Source organism: Streptomyces sp. FIT100, from assembly GCF_024584805.1.
In the GTDB taxonomy this organism is placed as follows: Bacteria; Actinomycetota; Actinomycetes; order Streptomycetales; family Streptomycetaceae; genus Streptomyces.
On the sequence record NZ_CP075715.1, the window covers coordinates 6977068 to 6997539 of the forward strand.

16 protein-coding genes and 1 tRNA gene are annotated in these 20472 nt (G+C 70.1%); 10 read left to right on the forward strand and 7 right to left on the reverse strand.

Going from position 1 to position 20472, the window contains the following annotated elements; translation table 11 throughout:
- Positions 1 to 11: 11 nt before the first annotated feature.
- The 4 genes from eboE (at position 12) to KK483_RS31160 (ending at position 4552) form a co-directional block, all read left to right on the forward strand.
- The gene (eboE, locus tag KK483_RS31145; protein WP_262008550.1) at positions 12 to 1181 is read left to right on the forward strand and encodes a metabolite traffic protein EboE; all 1170 of its coding nucleotides are present in this window, start codon (positions 12 to 14) and stop codon (positions 1179 to 1181) included.
- Positions 1178 to 2581, forward strand: coding sequence for a nucleotide pyrophosphatase/phosphodiesterase family protein (locus KK483_RS31150; RefSeq protein ID WP_262008551.1), 1404 nt, complete (start codon positions 1178 to 1180; stop codon positions 2579 to 2581). The genes eboE and KK483_RS31150 overlap by 4 nt, the downstream gene beginning before the upstream one ends.
- Positions 2582 to 2615: 34 nt before the next feature.
- A complete protein-coding gene (locus KK483_RS31155; RefSeq protein WP_262008552.1) occupies positions 2616 to 3650 on the forward strand; it encodes a sugar phosphate isomerase/epimerase in 1035 nt (344 codons plus the stop codon).
- 203 nt (positions 3651 to 3853) lie between these two features.
- The gene (locus KK483_RS31160; RefSeq protein WP_262008553.1) at positions 3854 to 4552 is read left to right on the forward strand and encodes an HAD family acid phosphatase; all 699 of its coding nucleotides are present in this window, start codon (positions 3854 to 3856) and stop codon (positions 4550 to 4552) included.
- Between the two features lie 127 nt (positions 4553 to 4679).
- On the opposite strand, the gene KK483_RS31165 is transcribed toward KK483_RS31160, so the two are convergent.
- The 4 genes from KK483_RS31165 to KK483_RS31180 all read right to left on the reverse strand — a co-directional run bounded on the left by KK483_RS31165 (position 4680) and on the right by KK483_RS31180 (position 11299).
- Entirely contained in the window at positions 4680 to 6068 is a 1389-nt protein-coding gene (locus KK483_RS31165) for an OFA family MFS transporter (RefSeq protein ID WP_262008554.1), read from the reverse strand.
- 143 nt (positions 6069 to 6211) lie between these two features.
- Positions 6212 to 8359: an acetate--CoA ligase family protein gene (locus KK483_RS31170; protein ID WP_262008555.1), complete on the reverse strand. Its 2148-nt coding sequence runs from the start codon at positions 8357 to 8359 to the stop codon at positions 6212 to 6214.
- 3 nt (positions 8360 to 8362) lie between these two features.
- The gene (frc, locus tag KK483_RS31175; RefSeq protein WP_262008556.1) at positions 8363 to 9595 is read right to left on the reverse strand and encodes a formyl-CoA transferase; all 1233 of its coding nucleotides are present in this window, start codon (positions 9593 to 9595) and stop codon (positions 8363 to 8365) included.
- Between the two features lie 9 nt (positions 9596 to 9604).
- The gene (locus KK483_RS31180; protein WP_262008557.1) at positions 9605 to 11299 is read right to left on the reverse strand and encodes a thiamine pyrophosphate-binding protein; all 1695 of its coding nucleotides are present in this window, start codon (positions 11297 to 11299) and stop codon (positions 9605 to 9607) included.
- Between the two features lie 147 nt (positions 11300 to 11446).
- Here KK483_RS31180 and sucC point away from each other — a divergent pair, with 147 nt between their 5' ends.
- The 4 genes from sucC to KK483_RS31200 all read left to right on the forward strand — a co-directional run bounded on the left by sucC (position 11447) and on the right by KK483_RS31200 (position 15566).
- On the forward strand, positions 11447 to 12586 hold the full coding sequence (sucC, locus tag KK483_RS31185) for an ADP-forming succinate--CoA ligase subunit beta (RefSeq protein ID WP_262008558.1): 1140 nt from the start codon (positions 11447 to 11449) through the stop codon (positions 12584 to 12586).
- Between the two features lie 11 nt (positions 12587 to 12597).
- Entirely contained in the window at positions 12598 to 13491 is an 894-nt protein-coding gene (sucD, locus tag KK483_RS31190; RefSeq protein ID WP_262008559.1) for a succinate--CoA ligase subunit alpha, read from the forward strand.
- A gap of 176 nt (positions 13492 to 13667) precedes the next feature.
- Complete coding sequence (locus KK483_RS31195) at positions 13668 to 15221, forward strand: aldehyde dehydrogenase family protein (protein WP_262008560.1); 1554 nt, start codon at positions 13668 to 13670, stop codon at positions 15219 to 15221.
- Positions 15222 to 15481: 260 nt separating this feature from the next.
- Positions 15482 to 15566 (forward strand) — tRNA-Leu (locus KK483_RS31200).
- Between the two features lie 115 nt (positions 15567 to 15681).
- Here KK483_RS31200 and KK483_RS31205 read toward each other — a convergent pair.
- On the reverse strand, positions 15682 to 17052 hold the full coding sequence (locus KK483_RS31205) for a M64 family metallopeptidase (RefSeq protein WP_262008561.1): 1371 nt from the start codon (positions 17050 to 17052) through the stop codon (positions 15682 to 15684).
- Between the two features lie 140 nt (positions 17053 to 17192).
- Between KK483_RS31205 and KK483_RS31210 the strand changes: the two genes are divergently transcribed.
- Positions 17193 to 18533, forward strand: coding sequence for a helix-turn-helix transcriptional regulator (locus KK483_RS31210; protein WP_262008562.1), 1341 nt, complete (start codon positions 17193 to 17195; stop codon positions 18531 to 18533).
- A 127-nt stretch (positions 18534 to 18660) separates the two neighbouring features.
- Here KK483_RS31210 and KK483_RS31215 read toward each other — a convergent pair whose 3' ends face one another.
- Together KK483_RS31215 and KK483_RS31220 are read right to left on the reverse strand one after the other, a co-directional pair.
- Entirely contained in the window at positions 18661 to 19308 is a 648-nt protein-coding gene (locus KK483_RS31215) for a GAP family protein (protein WP_262008563.1), read from the reverse strand.
- A gap of 178 nt (positions 19309 to 19486) precedes the next feature.
- A complete protein-coding gene (locus tag KK483_RS31220) occupies positions 19487 to 19684 on the reverse strand; it encodes an amidohydrolase family protein (RefSeq protein ID WP_262008564.1) in 198 nt (65 codons plus the stop codon).
- Positions 19685 to 19691: 7 nt separating this feature from the next.
- Between KK483_RS31220 and KK483_RS31225 the strand changes: the two genes are divergently transcribed.
- Entirely contained in the window at positions 19692 to 20399 is a 708-nt protein-coding gene (locus KK483_RS31225) for a TetR/AcrR family transcriptional regulator C-terminal domain-containing protein (protein ID WP_262008565.1), read from the forward strand.
- Positions 20400 to 20472 lie beyond the last annotated feature (73 nt).

The window sequence follows — 20472 nt, forward strand, 5'->3', positions numbered from 1 at the left end:
AGGCGACCCGTATGCGCTTCCGCCACCCCGACGGCTCCACCGTCCACCTCTCCTACTGCACCAACGTCCACCCGGCCGAGACCCTCGACGGCGTCCTCGCCCAGCTGCGCGACCACTGCGAACCCGTCCGCAAACGCCTGGGCCGCGACCGCCTCGGCATCGGCCTGTGGCTGGCCAAGGACGCCGGCCGCGCCCTCGTCACCGACCCTGCTGCCCTGCGCGGACTGCGCGCCGAACTCGACCGCCGCGGCCTGGAAGCCGTCACCCTCAACGGCTTCCCCTACGAGGGATTCGGCGCCGACGAGGTCAAGTACCGCGTCTACCGGCCCGACTGGACCGAGCCGCCGCGGCTCGCCCACACCAGCGACCTCGCCCGGCTCCTCGCCGCCCTGCTCCCCGACGACGTCACCGAGGGATCCGTCTCCACCCTCCCGCTCGCCTGGCGCACCCGCTTCGACGAGCAGGCCGCCGCCACCGCACGCACCGCGCTGACCACCCTCGCCGAACGCCTCGACGCCCTCCAGGAACTCACCGGCAAGTCGATCCGGATAGCCCTCGAACCCGAACCCGGCTGCACCGTGGAGACCACCGCCGACGCGATCGGCCCGCTCACCGCCATCGCCGACAACCGCATCGGCATCTGCATCGACACCTGCCATCTCGCCACCTCCTTCGAAGAACCCGGCCCCGCGCTGGACGCCCTCGCCACCGCGGGCATCACCATCCCCAAAGCGCAGCTCTCCGCCGCCCTGCACGCCGAACACCCCCACCTCCCCGAGGTCCGCGACGCACTCGCCGCCTTCGCCGAACCCCGCTTCCTCCACCAGACCCGCACCCGCACCGCCGCCGGCCTGCGCGGCACCGACGACCTCCACGAGGCACTCGCCGCCGACGCCCTCCCCGACGGCGCCCCCTGGCGCGCCCACTTCCACGTGCCCCTCCACGCACCACCGGCCCCGCCGCTCACCTCCACACTGCCCGTACTCCAGGACACCCTGGCCCGCCTCGTCGGCGGCCCCACACCACTCACCCACCACCTCGAGGTCGAGACCTACACCTGGCAGGCCCTCCCCGCCGAGCTGCGGCCCCGCAGCCGTGCCCAGCTCGCCGACGGCATCGCCGCCGAACTCACCCTCGCCCGCGACCTGCTCACCGAACTCGGCCTCAAGGAACTCCCATGACCGCCACCTCCGCCCAGGGCACCGTGCGACCCACCCCCCTCCTCGTCCTGGACGTCGTCGGCCTCACCCCTCGTCTGCTCGACCACATGCCCCACCTCAGGAAGCTCGCCACCACCGGCTCGCACGCCCCGCTCGGCACCGTGCTCCCCGCCGTCACCTGCACCGCCCAGTCCACCTTCCTCACCGGCACCCTCCCCGACGAGCACGGCATCGTCGGCAACGGCTGGTACTTCCGCGAACTGGGCGACGTCCTCCTGTGGCGCCAGCACAACGGCCTGGTCGCCGGCGACAAACTCTGGGACGCCGCCCGCCGCGTCCACCCGGACTACACCGTCGCCAGCATCTGCTGGTGGTACGCGATGGGCGCCGACACCGACATCACCGTCACCCCCCGCCCCGTGTACTACGCCGACGGTCGCAAGGAACCCGACTGCTACACCCGGCCCCCGGCGCTCCACGACGAACTCACCGAACGCTTCGGCACCTTCCCCCTGTTCCACTTCTGGGGCCCGGGCGCCGACATCGTCTCCAGCCGCTGGATCATCGACGCCACCCGGCACATCCTGCGCACCCGCACCCCCGACCTCGCCCTGTGCTACCTCCCGCACCTCGACTACGACCTGCAGCGCTACGGCCCCGACGACCCCCGCTCCCTGCAGGCCGCCGCCGACCTCGACACAGCCGTCGCCCCCCTCCTCGACGACGCCGCCCGCGAAGGCCGCACCGTCGTCGCCCTCTCCGAATACGGCATCACCCGCGTCACCCGCCCCATCGACATCAACCGCGAACTGCGCCGCGCCGGCCTCCTCGAAGTCCACACCCAGGACGGCATGGAGTACCTCGACACCATGGCCTCCCGGGCCTTCGCCGTCGCCGACCACCAGCTCGCCCACATCTACGTACGCCGGCCCGAGGACCTCGACGCCACCCGAGAAGCCCTCGACGGCCTGCCCGGGATCGCCCAGCTCCTCGACGACGAGGGCAAGAAGGAGCACGGCCTGGACCACCCGCGCTCCGGCGAGCTCGTCGCCGTCGCCGACCCCGACGCCTGGTTCACGTACTACTACTGGCTCGACGATACGAAGGCCCCCGACTTCGCCCAGCTCGTCGAGATCCACCGCAAGCCCGGATACGACCCCGTCGAGCTCTTCATGGACCCCGAGGACCCCTACGTCCGTATCAAGGCCGCCGCGGCCCTCGCCCGCAAGAAACTCGGCATGCGCTACCGCATGGCGGTCGTGCCGCTCGACCCCTCACCTATTCGCGGCAGCCATGGCCGCCTCCCCACGAGCGATGACGAAGGTCCGCTCATTCTGTGCTCCACCCCCCGCGCCGTAAGCGGCCGCGTCGCGGCCACCGATGTGAAGTCCCTGCTGCTTCACCTCGCCGGACTCCACTGAACCACAGGACACCGACAACGAGGAGTTATCCACAATGAGCCGCACGAGCAGCACCCCCGACCCCGAGCTCAGCCGCAAGCTCAGCAGACGCGGCATGCTCGGCGTCGCCGCCGGAGCCACCGCCGCCGCCCTCCTCGGCGCCGCCGCCCCCACCGCCGCCGCACACGGCAAGGGCCACGGCCACGGCCGCCCCGTACTGCCCCCGGGACGCCTCGGCATCCAGCTCTACTCGCTCCGCGACAAGGTCTCCACCCTCGGATTCGCCGCCGTCTTCGCCGAACTCGAGAAGTACGGCTACGACGAGGTCGAGTACGCCGGCTACACCCAGGGCTCCGCCGGCGCCATCACCCTCGACCAGCTCCGCCGGCTCACCCGCGACCACGGACTGCGCGCCATCGGCAGCCATGTCGGCTACTACTCCAACGACCCGGCCGCGTACACCTTCGCCCAGAACCTCGACCAGGTCCTCGACGACGCCCAGGCCCTCGGCCTCAAGCACATCGGCACCGCCTCGGGGCCCTGGCGCTACGGCTCCACCGTCGACGGCTGGAAGCGCTGCGCCGAGGAGTTCAACGAGTACGGCGCCGCCGCCAAGGCCCGCGGCATGAAGTTCTACCAGCACAACCACGCCGAGGAGTTCTCCTTCGCCACGGACCGGCCGGACGTCCGCCTCTACGACGTGCTCCTCGCCGAGACCGACCCGGATCTCGTCTACCTCGAAATGGACATCTACTGGGCCTACGCCGGCCAGTTCCGCTTCTCCAAGCGCGCCGACGGCACCCTCGACCCCTTCGACCCGCTGCGCTACGTCCTTGAGCAGCCCGACCGCTACCCGCTCTTCCACGTCAAGGACGGCGAGCACGACGAGACCGCCCGCGACGGCTACCGCATGGTGGACGTCGGCGACGGCGACATCGACTACCAGCGGTTCATCTCCGCCGTGACGAGGACCCGCGGCGGCCGCCTCGACCACCACTGGCAGGCCGAACACGACAACCCCGTCGAGTCGTTCGCCTTCGCCCGCAAGTCCAGCCGGCACCTGCACTCGCTGCGTGAGAAGGACTGCTGACGGACTTCGGCCCACCCCCGCCCGCGGCGAACGATTCGCCGCGGGCGGAGCCATGCGCCGGGAAAGTCACCGGAACTTCTCGCTACTGACCAGTAGAAGGAATGTTGCATTCCGTCCACCATGGGGCGCGAGCATGCCAAAGCCCGTCCGCCGGACCGGCGAACGGACTTCCTGAGCACCACCGAACCCAGGAGAACCCCCCCATGCATGCACGCAGTTGGACCACGGGAGCCGCGGCAGCCGTCGCCGCAACCACCCTCACCCTGGCGGCCCCCGCCGCATCGGCCGCCACCGCCACCGCCACCGCGCCGGCCGCCACCGCCACCGCGCCGGCCGCCACCCCCACCGCGCCGGCCGTCAAGCCCCCCACCACCAGCGCCACCGCAACCGCCGTAGAGACGACGGACGTCGACTACGCCACCTGGCAGCGCGACGTCGCCGCCGTCATCGCCGTCGCCCGCCCCTACATCGAACAGCGCACCGCACAGCCCCACGGCGAGAAGCAGGCGATCGTCCTCGACATCGACAACACCTCGCTCGAAACCGACTTCCACTACTTCTGGGAACTGCCGACCCCCGCGGTCACCCAGGTCCGCGACCTCGCCCGCTTCGCCGACTCCCGCGGCGTCGCCATCCACTTCGTCACCGCCCGCCCAGGCATCATCCACTCGCTCACCGACTGGAACCTGAAGCGAGCCGGCTACCCCGTCGACGGCCTCTACGTCCGCGACCTGCCCGACCTCTTCCACGAAGTCAGCGCCTACAAGACCGAGAAGCGCGCGGAGATCGAAGCCAAGGGCCACACCATCATCGCGAACATCGGCAACAACACCACCGACCTCGTCGGCGGCCACGCCGAGCGGACCTTCAAACTGCCCGACTACGGCGGCCGGCTGTCCTGACCGGGCGAACCACCCCCTGAAAAAGGCCGAACGGTCGTGGTGACCGGAACCCCGGCCACCACGGCCACCCGCACTTTCTCCACCCGCGCCTTCTCCACCGGCGCGGACCCCGACCCCATCCGCCCGATCAGCCCGCATCCCGGCTGATCGGCCGCGGATTCACCTCGATCCGCCCCACCCGCGGACGCCCCGGCGCACTCAGGAACAACGCCACGAACCCCGCGAACAGCGAAATCGAACCCGCGAGCACAAAGGCCCCCTCGTAGTCCCACGCCCCGACGACCACAGCCCCCATGCCCGAACCCAGCAGACCCGACACCAGCTTCGAGCTGTACACCAGACCGTAGTTCGACGCGTTGTTGTTCTCCCCGAAATAGTCCGCCGTCATCGCCGCGAACATCGGGAAGATCGCCCCGCCACCGAACCCGGAAATACTCGAGAACAGCAGGAACAACGGCAGATTGCTGATGTTCCCCGACCAGAGAATGCCGTACTGGGACAACCCCAGCACCACACACACGAAGATCAGACACTGCTTGCGCCCATAACGGTCCGACAGCCAGCCGATCACACCGCGCCCCGTACCGTTCACAATCGCCTTCAGCGACATTGCGGTCGCCACGATCCCGCCGGCGAAACCGGCCTCGTCACCGAACGGCACCTGGAACGCGATACCGAAGATGTTCACACCCGACGTGCACAGCAGGCAGAACCACATCAACGCCACCCGGCCCGTCCGCCACGCCTCGATCGGCGTGTACTGCCGCACCGCCGGCGGATTCTTCTCCAGCGCACGCCGCGCCCGCGGATCATCGGGCTTCCGCAGCGGATCCACCTCCGCCGGCCACCAGTTCTTCGGCGGATCCTGGAAGTAGAACCCCGCAACCGCCACCACCGCCGCCAGGAACAACCCCACCGACACCAGCACCCAGCGGAAATTCGTCAGGTCCATGAAGCCGGTGAAGATGAACACGAACGGCACCGAACCATAGGCGAACCCGCCATTGACGAAACCCGTCTTGCCGCCCTTCCGCTCCGGATACCACTTGCCGACCATGTTCACGCACGTCGCGTACACCATGCCCGCACCCATACCGCTGAACATGCCGAACCCGACATACGCCACCACGACATGCGGCGCAAAAGCGAGCGACAGATAACCCAGCAAGGTGCCCACCGCACCCAGCATCATCGCCCACCGCGCAGGCAACTTCCCGCTCTCCCGCAGTTTCCCCGCCGGGAAAGCCACCGCCGCCTGGAAGAACACCCACACACCCAGCATCCAGAAAATGTGCTGGTTGCTCCACTGATGCGCCGTGTGCAGAGTCTCCTCGGCCGACGCGAACGCATACTCCGCCGAACTGATGCCCATCATGCCGACCCACGGCAGAATGACCATCCATTTACGCTTGCGGCCCATGATGTCCACATCGGACTCGCCGATGCGATACACCCGGCCATTGGCGTCCGTCACCTCCCTGTAGGAGACGGGCGTGGAGATGTCTGTTGTCGCCATGCAGATCGAACCCCTTGCGTCGAAGAAGCCAGGCCAGCGCCCCCTGTCCGTACTCCTCGTGCCAGGGCCCGCGACACCCCGCCCGGCCGATCCGGCCGGGCAGGCCGATTCCACGGACCCCGTGGGTCGTTCTCCGGCTCAGTTCATCGACCACCACCCGGCAACAAACCCGCCGCCCGCGCCCACGCGTACTTCGCGCCCAGCACCGCGACCGGCTTCTCCGTCGTGTACGGATACGCCACGACACCCCGCTCGAAGAGATACGCGCACGCCTCCTCGACCTCCACATCACCGGCCAGCGACGCCACCACCGGCTTCTCGATCCCACGCGCCCGGAACTCCTCGACCACCCGCGCCGTCAACTCCGCGAACACCATCGGGGGAGTGACGATCGTGTGCCAGTAACCCAGCACCAGCGCATGAATCCGCGGATCCTCCAGACCCAGCCGGATCGTCGCCTCATACGTCGACGGCGGCTCCCCACCCGTGATGTCGATCGGATTCCCCGCCGCCCCGAAAGGCGGAATGAACGCCCGGAACGCCGCGTCCAGATCCTGCGGAATCTCCATCAACGACAGCCCACTGTCGACAACCGCATCCGACAGCAGCACACCCGACCCGCCCGCCCCCGTGATGATCACGACATTGTCGCCCTTCGGAGCCGGCAGCACCGGCAGAGCCCGCGCATACTCCAGCATCTCGTTCAGCCCCGGCGCCCGGATCACCCCCGCCTGCCGCAGCACGTCGTCGTACACCGCGTCATCACCGGCCAGCGCACCCGTATGCGAACCCGCCGCCCGCGCCCCCGCACTCGTACGACCCGCCTTCAGCACCACCACCGGCTTCTTCGGCACCGTCGCCCGCGCCGCCTCCACAAAAGCACGGCCATCCTTCAGATCCTCCAAATGCATCGCAATGCACTCGGTATGGGGATCCTCACCGAACCACGTCAGCAGATCGTCCTCGTCGATGTCCGACTTGTTGCCAAGACCCACGATCGCCGACACACCCGTACGCGTCGTCCGGGCAAACCCCAGAATCGCCATCCCGATACCACCCGACTGCGACGTCAGCGCCACCCCACCCCTCACGTCGTACGGAGTGCAGAACGTCGCGCACAAGTCCTGCCACGTCGAGTAGTAGCCGTAGATGTTCGGACCCAGCAGCCGCACACCGTGCCGCTCACCGATCGCGACGATCTCGTCCTGCAGCGCCTGCTCGCCCGTCTCGGCGAACCCCGAAGGAATCAGCACCGCATTCGGAATGCCCTTCCGCCCCACCTCCTCCAACGCCGGCGCCACCAACCGGGCGGGGATCGCGAAAACCGCCACATCCACCTCACCGGGAACGTCGGTGACACTCTTGTACGCCTTGCGGCCCAGAATGTCATCGGCCCTCGGATTCACCGGATGGATCTCCCCGGAGAAACCACCGTCGATGAGATTGCGCATCACCGAATTGCCGATCTTCCCCGGCTCCCCAGAAGCACCGATCACCGCCACCGAACGCGGCTGCATCAGCCGGCGCATCGACCGCAGGATCTCCTCACGGCCATACGCACGCCGCCGCTTCGGCGAGCCCTCCGCGAGGATCACCCGAATGTCCGCCGCCACCGCACCGTCCGGCGTCGCGATCACCGGATTGAGATCGACCTCCGCGATCTCCGGGAAATCCGTCACGAGTTCGGACACCCGGCGGATCTGCTCCGCCACCGCCCACCGGTCCACCGCCGCCCCGCCCCGCACACCGCGCAGAACCTCCGCCGACCGGATCGAATCCAGCATCGACAAAGCCTCGTCCGAACCGACCGGCGCCAAACGGAACGTGACATCCCGCAAAACCTCGACCAGGACACCCCCCAGCCCGAACGCCACCACCTTGCCGAACGTCGGATCCGTCACCGCACCGACAATCACCTCCTGCCCCGGCGGCAGCAGCTCCTGCACCTGCACACCCTCGATCCGCGCCGCGGAATCGTAAGCCCGGGCATTGCCCACGATCCGGCGGAACGCGGCCCGCACCTCCGCCGCACCCTCCACACCGACCACCACACCGCCCGCATCGGTCTTGTGCAGGATGTCGGGCGAGACGATCTTCATCACCACAGGCCCGCCGAAGCGCGCCGCGCACGCCACCGCCTCCTCGACGTCCGCCGCCACCTCCTCGCCCGGCACGGCGATCCCGTACGCATCGGCGATCACCTTGCCCTCCGGCGCGGTCAGCGCACCACGGCCCTCGGCCCGCACCGACTCCAGCAGGGCACGGACCCTCAGCACCCGCTCCTCGGCCATCAATCAGATCACCCCGTTCGACTTGAGCAGACGCAGCTCCTCGTCGCCGAGACCGAGCTCGCCGACGTAGACCTCTTCGTTGTGCTCGCCGAGCAGCGGCGAACTCCTCACGCTCACGGGGGAGTCGGAGAGCTTCAGCGGACTGCCCACCGTCACGAACTCACCCCGCTCGGGATGCGGCACCGTCACGACCATCTCGTTCGCGACCAGCGACCGGTCCTCGATGATCTCCCTGGTGGACAGGATCGGCCCGCACGGAATGTTGTGCGCGTTGAGCCTCTCCAGCACCTCCCACTTGGGAAGCGTGGCCGACCACTCCTCGATCAGCTGGAACATCTTCCCCAGCTTGGGCAGCCGCGCCTCCGGCGTCGCCCACTCGGGATCCTCCGCCAGCTCGGGCCGGCCGATCAGCTCACTCAGCGGCTTCCAGCCGACCGGCTGGACGATGACATACACATAGTCGTTCGGACCCCCCGGCGCGCACCTCACCGCCCAGCCCGGCTGACCACCCCCCGACGCATTGCCCGAGCGGGGAACCTCCGCACCGAAGTCCTCGTTGGGATATTCAGCGAGCGGGCCATGGGCCAGGCGCTGCTGATCGCGCAACTTCACCCGGCAGAGGTTGAGCACAGCATGCTGCATGGCCACGTTCACCCGCTGACCACGCCCGGTGTTCTCCCGCTGGAACAGCGCAGCGAGAATCCCCGCCACGGCGTGGACACCCGTGCCCGAATCCCCGATCTGGGCCCCCGTCGCCAACGGCGGCCCGTCCTCGAACCCGGTGGTCGACATCGACCCGCCCATCGCCTGCGCGACGACCTCGTACGCCTTGAAGTTGGTGTACGGACCCTCGCCGAACCCCTTGATGGAGGCATAGACGACACGCGGATTGATCTCCTGGATGCGGTCCCAGGTGAAACCCATACGGTCCACCGCGCCCGGCCCGAAGTTCTCCACCAGAACGTCGGAACGCCGGATCAGCTCGGTCAGGATCTCCTTGCCGCGCTCCGTCTTGGTGTTGAGCGTGATGCTCCGCTTGTTGCAGTTGAGCATCGTGAAGTAGAGGGAGTCGACATCAGGGAGATCACGCAACTGCTTGCGCGTGATGTCCCCCGTCGGCGCCTCCAGCTTGACGACGTCCGCACCGAGCCAGGCGAGCAACTGGGTCGCGGACGGCCCGGACTGGACGTGCGTCATGTCCAGGACACGGATGCCTTCGAGAGCCTTGGTCGTCACCGGATCACCTCACTTGTACATCGTCTGGTTCATGGTTCCGGGGGCATACGCGTCCGGGTCGACCCAGACGTTGATCAGCGACGGCTTGCCCGACTCACGAGCACGCCGCAGCGCAGGCCCGATATCGGCGGGATCACGCACCTCCTCGCCGTAACCGCCCAGCATCTGCGCGAACTTGTCGTAGTGGACGTCCCCGAGCGTGTTGCCCACCCGCTCACGCTCCAGGCCGTACTTCCGCGCCTGGCCGTAACGGATCTGATTCATCGACGAGTTGTTGCCGACAATGCCGACGAACGGCAGGTCGTAGCGGACGAGCGTCTCGAAGTCCCAGCCGGTCAGCGAGAACGCCCCGTCACCGAACAGCGCCACGACCTCCTTGTCCGGCCGCGCCTGCTTCGCCGCCAGCACGAACGGAACACCGATGCCGAGCGTGCCCAGCGGACCCGGGTCCATCCAGTGCCCGGGCGACTTCGGCTGTACCACCTGCCCGGAGAAAGTGACGATGTCCCCACCGTCCCCGATGTAGATCGAGTCCTCCGTCAGGAACTCGTTGATCTCACTCACCAACCGGTACGGATGGATCGGCGAAGCCTCCGACCGCAACTGGGGCAACCGCTTCTCCACCGCCGTCAGCTCGGCCGCCCGCAACTCCTCCAGCCACTCCTTGCGCCTCGATGCACCCCCGTCGACGCGCCCCGAGGCCGCCTCCGCCACCGACTTCAGCACCAGACCCGCATCACCGACGATCCCGAGATCGACATCCCGGTTCTTGCCGACGGTCCGGTAGTCGAGATCGATCTGCACCACGGTCGCCTCCGGCGACAGCCGCTTGCCGTAGCCCATACGGAAGTCGAACGGCGTCCCCACGATCACGATCACATCGGCGTTGGAGAACGCGTACCTGCGTGACAGCTGGAAGTGGTGCGGATCCCCGGGCGGCAGCGTGCCGCGCCCCGCGCCGTTCATGTACGCGGGGATGTTGAGCGCACGCACCAGCTCGATCGCCGACTCGGTGCCGCGCGTCGTCCACACCTGACTGCCCAGCAGGATCGCCGGCTTCTCGGCGTGTACGAGCAGATCGGCGAGCCGCTCGATCGCCTCGGGGTCGCCGGCCGAACGGGTCGACGCACGGTAGCGGCCGGGCTCCGGCACCCGCGCCTTCTCCACCGGCGCCTTCGCGTCCAGCACATCGCGCGGGATCTCCAGGAACGAAGGCCCCGGAGCACCGTGATAGCACTCACGGAACGCCATCGAGACCATGTCGGCCGCCCGCGCCGTGTCCGGCACGGTCGCCGCGAACTTGGTGATCGGCGTCATCATGTCGACGTGCGGCAGGTCCTGCAGCGACCCCATCTTGTGCTGGGTGTGCGCTCCCTGGCCACCGATCAGCAGCATCGGGGACTCGGCCCGGAAGGCGTTGGCCACACCGGTGACGGCGTCCGTCGTCCCCGGCCCCGCCGTGACCACCGCACAGCCCGGCTTGCCGGTGATCCGGGCGTAGCCGTCGGCGGCATGGGCGGCGACCTGCTCATGGCGCACGTCGACGACCTCGATGCCCTCGTCCACGCAGCCGTCGTAGATGTCGATGATGTGGCCGCCGCACAGGGTGTAGATGACGTCGACCCCCTCGGCCTTGAGCGCCTTGGCGACCAGATGCCCACCGGAGATGAGGTCCTGCTGACGGTCCTGGCTGTCGTCGGGCATGGCGGAGTCCCGTCCCTTCGTAGGGGGAGTTGAGGTGGCTCTCTCGCAGATTGCATACAGTCGACGAATACTGTATGAAGCTTGTTATCCCGCATCCAGTGGGTGGTGTCCAGGGGGCGTGCGGCACTTTCCCAGACAGGAGCCGGCATGGATCTGTACGAGTACCAAGCGCGCGAGATCTTCCAGCAGTACGGCATCGCCGTACCCGAAGCCGAAACCGCGGACACGGCCCGCGAAGCACGCCACGCCGCCGACCGCCTCGGCGGCCGCGTCGTCGTCAAAGCCCAGGTCAAGACCGGTGGCCGCGGCAAAGCAGGCGGCGTCAAACTCGCCACCGACCCCGCCGCCGCCGAACTCACCGCCCGCCACATCCTCGGCATGGACATCAAAGGCCACACCGTACGAAAAGTGATGCTCGCCCAACCCGTCGACATCCACGCCGAGTACTACGTCTCCTACGCCCTCGACCGCGCCGCCGGCCGCTTCCTCGCCATCGCCTCCGCCCACGGCGGCATGGACATCGAAGAAGTCGCCGCCACCCGCCCCGAAGCCGTCACCCGCATACCGGTCGACCCGGCCGAAGGCATCACCCCCACCGCGGCCGCCGCCATCGCCACCGCAGCCGGACTCCCGCCCACCACCGCACCCGTACTCCAGCGCCTCTGGAAGATCCTCACCGACGAAGACGCCCTGCTCGTCGAGGTCAACCCCCTCGTCCGCGCCACCACAGGGGACATCCTCGCCCTCGACGGCAAGATCACCCTCGACGACAACGCCCGCTTCCGGCAGACCCGCTGGGGCGCCGGCGCCCCCACGCACGACGACCCCCTGGAAGCCGCCGCGGCGGCGAAGGGCCTCAACTACGTACGCCTCGAAGGCGAAGTCGGCGTCATCGGCAACGGCGCCGGACTCGTCATGTCCACCCTCGACGTCGTCGCCGGCTGCGGCGCCCGCCCCGCCGACTTCCTCGACATCGGAGGCGGAGCCTCCGCCCAGGTCATGGCCGACGGCCTCACCATCGTCCTCGCCGACCCCGGCGTCCGGTCCGTTCTCGTCAACGTCTTCGGCGGCATCACCGCCTGCGACGCCGTCGCCGACGGCATCGTCAAGGCCCTCGAAACCGTACGCCTCACCAAACCGCTCGTCGTACGCCTCGACGGCAACAACGCCACACGCGGACGCGCCATCCTCGACGCCCGCGCCCACCCGCTCGTGGAACAGGCCACCACCATGGGCGGCGCCGCCCGCCGGGCCGCCGTCCTCGCCACCGACGCCGCAGCAGTGTGAAGGGACCGGACATGGCCATCTTTCTCAACAAGGACAGCAAAGTCCTCGTCCAGGGCATGACAGGCGCCGAGGGCATGAAGCACACCCGCCGGATGCTCGCCGCCGGCACCGACGTCGTCGGCGGCGTCAACCCCCGCAAGGCAGGCCGTACCGTCGACTTCGACGACCGCACCGTCCCCGTCTTCGGCACCGTGCGCGACGCCGTCGACGCCACCGGGGCGGACACCACCGTCGTCTTCGTCCCGCCCGCCTTCACCGGCGCCGCCGTCACCGAGGCGGCGGACGCGGGCATCGGGCTCGCCATCGTCATCACCGAGGGCGTACCCGTCCACGACGCCGTCCGCTTCACGGCGCACGCGAAGCAGCGCGGCACCCGCGTCATCGGCCCCAACTGCCCCGGTCTGATCAGCCCCGGCCAGTCCAACGCCGGCATCATCCCGGCCGACATCGCCCCCGCTCCCGGCCGCATCGGACTCGTGTCCAAGTCCGGGACGCTCACCTACCAACTCATGCACGAACTGCGGGACATCGGCTTCTCGTCCGCCGTCGGCATCGGCGGCGACCCGGTCATCGGGACGACACACATCGACTGCCTGACCGCCTTTGAGGCCGATCCCGACACCGAACTCATCGTGCTGATCGGCGAGATCGGGGGAGACGCGGAGGAACGGGCGGCGATGACTATCAGAGATCAGATGTCAAAATCTGTCATCGCCTACGTCGCCGGCTTCACGGCACCCGAAGGAAAGACCATGGGCCACGCCGGAGCCATCGTCTCCGGTTCCACCGGCACCGCACAGGCGAAGAAGACCGCGCTCGAAGCCGCCGGCGTCAGGGTCGGCTCGACGCCCAGCGAGACCGCCCTCCTCGTCCGCGAAGCCCTGGGACGACCCGGCGTCACGTGACATCGCGTGACCTCACCCACACCGGGCGCAATCACCGGGACAGGACCCGGGCCCGCCTCACTACCTTGGTGTCCAGACGCGTCGATGCCCGTACCCCTCGGTCCCGGTCTCCGTACGCGCCCGCACGAGCCATCGCACCTCCCGCCCCGACTGTGCACCGAGAGCGGAGAACCACCATGGCAACCACCCTCACCCCGCCCCTCTCCCTCAAACCCGGCACCTCCTGGGCCGACGCCTGGCAGCGCTGTCTGACCGTCGCGCCCGAAGCGTTCCACGACGACCGGGTCCTCAACCTGTGGGACACCCGCTGGCAGGCCGACGGCCGTGCGCTCGCCGCCACCAGCCCCGTCGACGGCGGCCCCATCGCCGGCCCGCCCCGCCTCGATGCGGCCACCGCCCAGCGCGCCGTGCGCGCCTCGCTCGACCAGCACCGCGCCTGGCGCCACGTCCCCCTCGCCGAACGGCGCGCCCGCGTCTCCGCCACCCTCGACGCCCTCACCGAGCACCGCGAGCTGCTCGCCCTCCTCCTCGTCCACGAGATCGGCAAGCCGTGGCGGCTCGCGCAGGCCGACGTCGACCGGGCGATCGACGGAGTCCGCTGGTACGTCGACGGCATCGAGGACATGCTCGACGGCCGGGCCCCCTTGGACGGCCCCGTCTCGAACATCGCCAGCTGGAACTACCCGATGTCCGTCCTCGTCCACGCCATGCTCGTCCAGGCCCTCGCGGGCAACGCGGTCATCGCCAAGGCCCCCACCGACGGCGGCCTGTCCTGCCTCACCCTCGCCTGCGCGCTCGCCGCACGCGAAGGGATCCCCACCACCCTCGTCAGCGGCAGCGGCAGCGAACTGTCCGCGCCCCTCGTGCGCGCCCCGGAGATCGGCTGCGTCTCCTTCGTCGGCGGCCGCGACACCGGCGCCCGTATCGCCACCGCCGTCGCCGACCTCGGCAAGCGCCACATCCTCGAACAGGAGGGCCTGAACACCTGGGGCATCTGGAACTTCACCGACTGGGACTCCCTCACCGCCGTCATCCCCAAGCTGTTCGACTACGGCAAGCAGCGCTGCACCGCCTACCCGCGTTTCGTCGTGCAGCGCAGCGCCTTCGCCGAGTTCCTCTCCGCGTATCTGCCCGCCGTCCGCTCGGTGCGTGTGGGCCACCCCCTCGCCGTCGCCGACCCGGCCGACCCGCTTCCCGAGCTGGACTTCGGCCCCCTCATCAACGCCGCCAAGGCCAAGGAGCTGACCGATCAGGTCGCCGAGGCCATCGACAGGGGAGCCGTCCCCCTCCACCGCGGCTCCCTGGCCGACGCCCCTCTCCTCCCGGGCCAGGACACCGGCGCCTACGTCGCCCCCGTGACGCTCCTCGGCCCGCCGCCGTCCTCCCCGCTCCACCACGCGGAGCCCTTCGGGCCCGTGGACACGATCGTCCTCGTCGACACCGAGGCCGAGCTCCTCGCCGCGATGAACGCCTCCAACGGCGCCCTCGTCGCCACGCTCTCCACGGACGACCCGGAGACGTACGAGCGCTTGTCCCCCCAGATCCGTGCCTTCAAGGTGGGCCGCGGTAAGCCCCGCTCGCGCGGCGACCGAGAGGAGCTCTTCGGCGGCTTCGGGGCGTCGTGGCGCGGCGCCTTCGTCGGCGGCGACCTGCTGGTGAAGGCGGTCACCGAGGGGCCGGCGGGGGAGCGCCTCCCCGGCAACTTCCCCGACTACCAGCTCAACGCCTGACCGCCCCCGGGGCGGGGCTGTCGCCCAGGATCCGCGGGTCCCGGGCGACAACCCCGCCCCGGGGCCCGCACCTCGCGCGGTCGCGCACCGCGCCCGCTCCGTCACGGTGCGCACGGGGTCGGGCCGAGCGGACTGCCGGTGGGCCCGGCGGTCCCTCGCCACCCCACTGACCATGCGAAATGCGGTTCGGAGGCACCTCGAAGCCCTGGTAGAGTTATCCATGTCGCCGCGGGGAACGCCCGCGATCGGCAAAACACCTGGTCCGGGTGGCGGAATGGCAGACGCGCTAGCTTGAGGTGCTAGTGCCCTTTATCGGGCGTGGGGGTTCAAGTCCCCCCTCGGACACAACAGTTCACGGTACGGATGCGAGGACCTCGGCCTTATGGTCGCGGTCCTCGCGGCGTTTCCGTAGAGGCGTGGGCGCGGCGAATGGACGGAGCCGAGGTGGGGCGCTCCGTGGTCAGAGGCGGACGTTCCAGTCGACCGTGGACGTCAGAGTCTTCGCGATCTCCGGGTCGCGCACCGCGGCCGTGTGGTTCTCGACGGTGACCGACAGCTTGTGCGTGCGCAGGTCGAGCAGCCACAGGGCCAGGTCCGTGACCCGCACCCGGGTGCGGCCCGCGAGCGGCTTCAGTTCCCTGCCGTCCAGGTGCCAGCGGACCTTCAGTCCGTGTCCGTCCGGGCCGGTGAGCCGCGGCACGGACACCCGCGCCGTGTCCCGCAGTCGGAGGAGGCGCCCGGCGGGCGTGAGTGCGGTGACGAGACGTGCGTGGCGGTGGAAGCCGGCGATCATCGCCTCGACTCCGGGGAGGTTGAACGGTCTGCCCAAGGAGCGCATCAGGGAGTCGTCGGTGGGCCGGTACAACCCGGTGGCGAAGTAGCCCCCGCCCTCGTACGCGCCGACCGCCCCGCCGTCGGGCGACTGTTCCCCAAGCCAGCGGTGCCACTTGGTGCGCTGCCCGGCCATGTCCCCTGCGGTCAGCACGGAGATGTTGGAATCGGCCGGCTCGGGCCCCGTGTACTCCTCGAACCCCGGCTGGTCGGGGTAGAAGTACTCGTCGGCCAGCTTGCCCAGTGAGTGGCCGGTCTCGTGGATGGCGACCTGACCGGACTTCTCGTTGCCCGCCGACATGGTCGAGATCCCCTCGTAGCCCAGGGTCTCGCTCGGCTCGTTGTAGCCGGCGCCGCCGTACTTGGCGCTGTTGGCGAGCACGACCACCAGGTCGGCCTCCGGCGCCTTGGCGGCGTACCCGTCGACCTTCGTCCGGTCGACGCACAGCAGCCGTTCGATGCCGTCGCACCAGAAGAAGGAGCCCAGGGCCGTGTCCCGTACGTCGCCGGGTGCCGGATCGCCCGAGACGCCGGACTGGTTCGAGACGGCCTCGACCGTCCAGACGTTGAAGAGGCCCTGGTACGTCGTGTAGGGCTCGACGCCGGCGAGTTCGGCCCATATCTCCTTCGCGTCGGTGTGGAACCGGTCGAGTTCGGTGGCCGTGTAGCCGTCACCGATGACGACGATGTCCAGCCGGTCGCCGGTGGGGCCGTTGTCGAGCAGTTCGGTGACGGCGCCGTCCGCGGCCTTCTCCACCGCCGAGAGTCTCGGGGAGGGCCGGTGCCGTTCGTCCCGCGGGACCCGTGTGTGGCCCGACCCTGCGGAGTTGGCGTGCTCGGGGCCCGGGATCTCCACCTCCACCTGCGGCCCCGGACCCGTGGACAGCCACGGGCCGGTGGGCACAGCCGGGTCGGCGGCGGCGCCGGGCGCCGCCAGGACCGTCGTGAGAACGGCGGCAGCGGCGGCCGTCGCCATGACCCTGCGCCATGCTGTGCGCATGAAAGCCTCCCCCTGACACATGAATTAAGCGTCTGTGCAAGCTCATTTAAGGGAGTGCTTAAACTAGGCGTGGGTCAGGAAGCTGCGCAATGGTCTACTGCCCCTGAATAATGGGGACTTCGAGCGACCCAGGGGATCCGATGGACGAACCGGCCGAGATCGGCCGCCGCGTGCAGCAACTCCGTGCACACCTGGGCCTGACCCAGCGGCAGTTGGCCGAACCCTCGTACACTCCCGCCTACATCTCGACCCTCGAGGCCGGGAAGGTCAGGCCGTCCGAGGCGGCGCTGCGCTTCCTCGCCGACCGGCTCGGCACGTCGTTCGAGGAGCTGTCCACCGGCCGCCCCGCCCATCTGGCCACCGAGCTTCGCCTCGCCCTCACCGACGCCCAGCGCGAGCTGGCCACCGGCTCCGCCGAGGAGGCCGCCGTGAGCTACCGGCGGCTCCTCACCGACGCGGAGCATCTGCAGCTCACCGCAGAACAGGCCGAAGTGCTGCTCGGCCTCGGCGAATGCGCGCTGGAGACAGGGCAGCTGGACAACGCGAGAAGGCACTTCGAGGCGGCGGAACGGCTCCTCGGCGACGAGCCGCTGCCCCGGCGGGCGCGCGCGGTCCGGGGACGCGCCATCGCGCACCTGCTCGCCGGTGAACTGCGCTACGCCTGCTATCTCCTCGAAGCCACGATCGACGAGCTGAACGCCGGAGGACTGGCCGATCCCGAGGCCCTGGTCCTGCTGTACGCGGCCATCATCGGCCCGTACATCGACATGGGCGCCCACGCCCGCGCGGCCCACGCCGCCGAACTCGCCCTGGCCCTGGCCCCGCAGGTCAACGATCCGGCACTGGTCGCGGGCATGCACCGGCAAGTGGCCCGCACCTTCCTCGCGGAGGGCCGCACGGCCGACGCCGACGCCTCCCTCGCCAAGGCGCAGACCGTCTACCGGCAGTTCGGGCTGCGGACCGACCTGGCGCACTGCCACTGGATGCGCGGCTACGTCCAAGCGCAGGACGGCGAACTGGCCCTCGCGGAGCAGGAGCTGCGCACCGCGCGGGACATGCTCACCGCCAAGCGCGCCGTGCTCTTCGCCGCGCAGGTGGAGGTCGAGCTGGCCGATGTGCTGCGCCGCCTCGGACGGCTCGACGAGGCTTCCGAGCTGCTCACCGAGCTGCTCGAACTGGGCGACCGGCACGGCGCGGTGCACGCGGGCGGGGCGCACCGGCTGCTCGGACTGATCTCCGAGCAGCGCGGCGACGCCGATGCCGCCGAGGAGCACTACGTCCTGGCCCTGGGGCTGCTCGAACGCAGCGGGGCCAGCGGTGACCTCGCCGATCTGTGCCGCCTGCTGGGCGACCTGCTGCGGCGCGGTGGACGCACGGAGGCCGCGCTGGACGCCTACCGCACGGGCCTCGGCCATCGGGCGGCGCCGGGCACGACGACCCTGGGCCCGGCCCCGGCCACGCCGTCGTTCCTGCCGCGCTAGCCAGAGCGGCCCCCGCCGACACTTGCCTCCGCAAGGCTGGCTTCGTCGGTCTGGCCTCCGCAGGGCTGGCCCCTGTCGGTCTGGTCTCCGCCGACCTGGCCCCCGCCCGGCCCGGCCGCGGCGCGGCTCAGAGCCCGACGGCGCCTTCGCAGAGCACGAGCACCCCGATGGCGGCGATCACCACGGCCATCACTCCGGCGGCATGGTCCTCCAACCACGCCCTGACCTTGGTCAGGGGGGCCAGGACCCGCTCGCCCAGCAGCACATGGAGCACCACGGGCAGGGCCACGGTGCTGGCGGCGCACAACGTGAACACCGCCATGGCCAGCACGGCGGTCGTGGCGGTGGGCTCGGCCGAACCGACCGCGAGGCCGGCCGCCGCGGAGAGCAGCAGGATCTTCGGGTTGGCCACCGACAGCAGCAGCCCGAGCCGGAACGCCTTGGACGGGCCCGCGTCGGAGAGGAGCCGCATCCAGGCCGGCGCCGCCCTGCCGTGCCGGGTCAGCCATTGCCGGAGCCCGAAGAGGATCAGGAGCGACCCCAGCGCCACTCTGGCCCAGTCGAGCCAGGCGTGCCCCGCCGCGGGACGCTGGACGACGGAAGCCAGCGCCGCGCACAGGCCGGCGGGCACGACGATCCCGATGACCCAGCCGGCCAGGAAGGCGCTGCTGGAGGCCCGGGGCCGGGGCGTGAACTGCATGAAGAGCGCGGGGATGAGAGTGAACGGCGACACGGCGATCACCGTCGCGAGGACCACGACCTCACCGAACGCCACGGGCACCGCCTTCTGTGCTCGCCCGCGCCGGGGTCGGGCCTCCGGGCAGGGTTCCCCCGAGAATGCCACACGGCCCGGCGGATCCGGCGGCACCGACAGCCCCGTGGCCCTTCGGTGAGTTCATGACGTCGTAGCCCCCGCAAGGGCGTCCGGACCGACGCCGACCGTCGATGAACCTCTACAGCGGCCCTGGGTCCGCGGCATGCACCAGGACGCCGCCCACGTACGTCCGCACGCAGCGGATGCCGTGCAGCTCCCGAGGGTCGACGGCGAACGGGTCCCGGTCCAGGACCGCGATGTCGGCGAGCCGCCCGGGGGCGAGGACACCGGCCTCGGTGGCGCGGGCTTGCCCGGGGGCATCACCGGCTGATCTCATCGGGTGCATGGCATCGCAACGCACGGCGGTACGGGGCAGGGGGCGGCCGCCGAAGGTGGTCCTCGACGTGCCGATCATCGTGGACGCGGCGCTGGCGCTCTGCGACGAACAGGGTGCCGAGGCGCTGACCGTCAGGAAGCTGGCGGCCCGGCTCGGCGTGGACTCGTCGGCGCTGTACCGGCATGTCGCGGACAAGGACGAGCTGCATCTGCTCCTCGCGGACCGGCTCTTCGAGGAGGTCCTGGAGACCTTCGCGCCGAGCGCCGGCGACTGGCGCACGACCCTGCGCGACCTCGCGGTCGCCAGCCGCGAGACGGCCCTGCGGCATCCGGCGGCCGCGGTCGTCGCCACGTACCGGACAACGCGGCGGCCCGCGGAGATGCGGATCGTCGAGCACATCCTGACTGCCTTCGCCGAAGCCGGCTGCGACCCCGGGCAGTCCGCCCTCCTGCACCGCGTCTACGGCGACTTCACCCTCGCCTGGTCGGGCATGGACGCCGCCTTCGCCACCCTCGACCCGGCGGCACAGGCCGGGGACGAGGCGGCCTGGACCCGCGAGTACGCGGCAGCCGACCCGGCCCGCCACCCGTCGATCGCGCGCAGCTCCGCACACATGGCGACGATGACGGGGGAGCGGGTGTTCCGCGCGGCACTGGAGGTGCTGCTGGACGGGCTGGAGGTGCGGATCGGGCGGGGCGGCGGACCGGTGGGGTGAGGCCGGGGGCCGGCGCGACCGTTCGTCGTGCCCGGGATACCGCTCACCGCATACGGTCGACGCGAAGCCTTCT

What these genes read in the sequence shown, in the direction of transcription:
- KK483_RS31180 (WP_262008557.1), bottom strand. Translation starts at nt 11,299, where the DNA reads ATGCCCGACGACAGCCAGGACCGTCAGCAGGACCTCATCTCCGGTGGG.
- KK483_RS31220 (WP_262008564.1), bottom strand. Translation starts at nt 19,684, where the DNA reads ATGAGATCAGCCGGTGATGCCCCCGGGCAAGCCCGCGCCACCGAGGCC.
- eboE (WP_262008550.1), top strand. Translation starts at nt 12, where the DNA reads ATGCGCTTCCGCCACCCCGACGGCTCCACCGTCCACCTCTCCTACTGC.
- KK483_RS31205 (WP_262008561.1), bottom strand. Translation starts at nt 17,052, where the DNA reads ATGCGCACAGCATGGCGCAGGGTCATGGCGACGGCCGCCGCTGCCGCC.
- KK483_RS31225 (WP_262008565.1), top strand. Translation starts at nt 19,692, where the DNA reads ATGGCATCGCAACGCACGGCGGTACGGGGCAGGGGGCGGCCGCCGAAG.
- KK483_RS31155 (WP_262008552.1), top strand. Translation starts at nt 2,616, where the DNA reads ATGAGCCGCACGAGCAGCACCCCCGACCCCGAGCTCAGCCGCAAGCTC.
- KK483_RS31150 (WP_262008551.1), top strand. Translation starts at nt 1,178, where the DNA reads ATGACCGCCACCTCCGCCCAGGGCACCGTGCGACCCACCCCCCTCCTC.
- sucD (WP_262008559.1), top strand. Translation starts at nt 12,598, where the DNA reads ATGGCCATCTTTCTCAACAAGGACAGCAAAGTCCTCGTCCAGGGCATG.
- sucC (WP_262008558.1), top strand. Translation starts at nt 11,447, where the DNA reads ATGGATCTGTACGAGTACCAAGCGCGCGAGATCTTCCAGCAGTACGGC.
- KK483_RS31160 (WP_262008553.1), top strand. Translation starts at nt 3,854, where the DNA reads ATGCATGCACGCAGTTGGACCACGGGAGCCGCGGCAGCCGTCGCCGCA.
- KK483_RS31195 (WP_262008560.1), top strand. Translation starts at nt 13,668, where the DNA reads ATGGCAACCACCCTCACCCCGCCCCTCTCCCTCAAACCCGGCACCTCC.
- KK483_RS31170 (WP_262008555.1), bottom strand. Translation starts at nt 8,359, where the DNA reads ATGGCCGAGGAGCGGGTGCTGAGGGTCCGTGCCCTGCTGGAGTCGGTG.
- KK483_RS31165 (WP_262008554.1), bottom strand. Translation starts at nt 6,068, where the DNA reads ATGGCGACAACAGACATCTCCACGCCCGTCTCCTACAGGGAGGTGACG.
- KK483_RS31210 (WP_262008562.1), top strand. Translation starts at nt 17,193, where the DNA reads ATGGACGAACCGGCCGAGATCGGCCGCCGCGTGCAGCAACTCCGTGCA.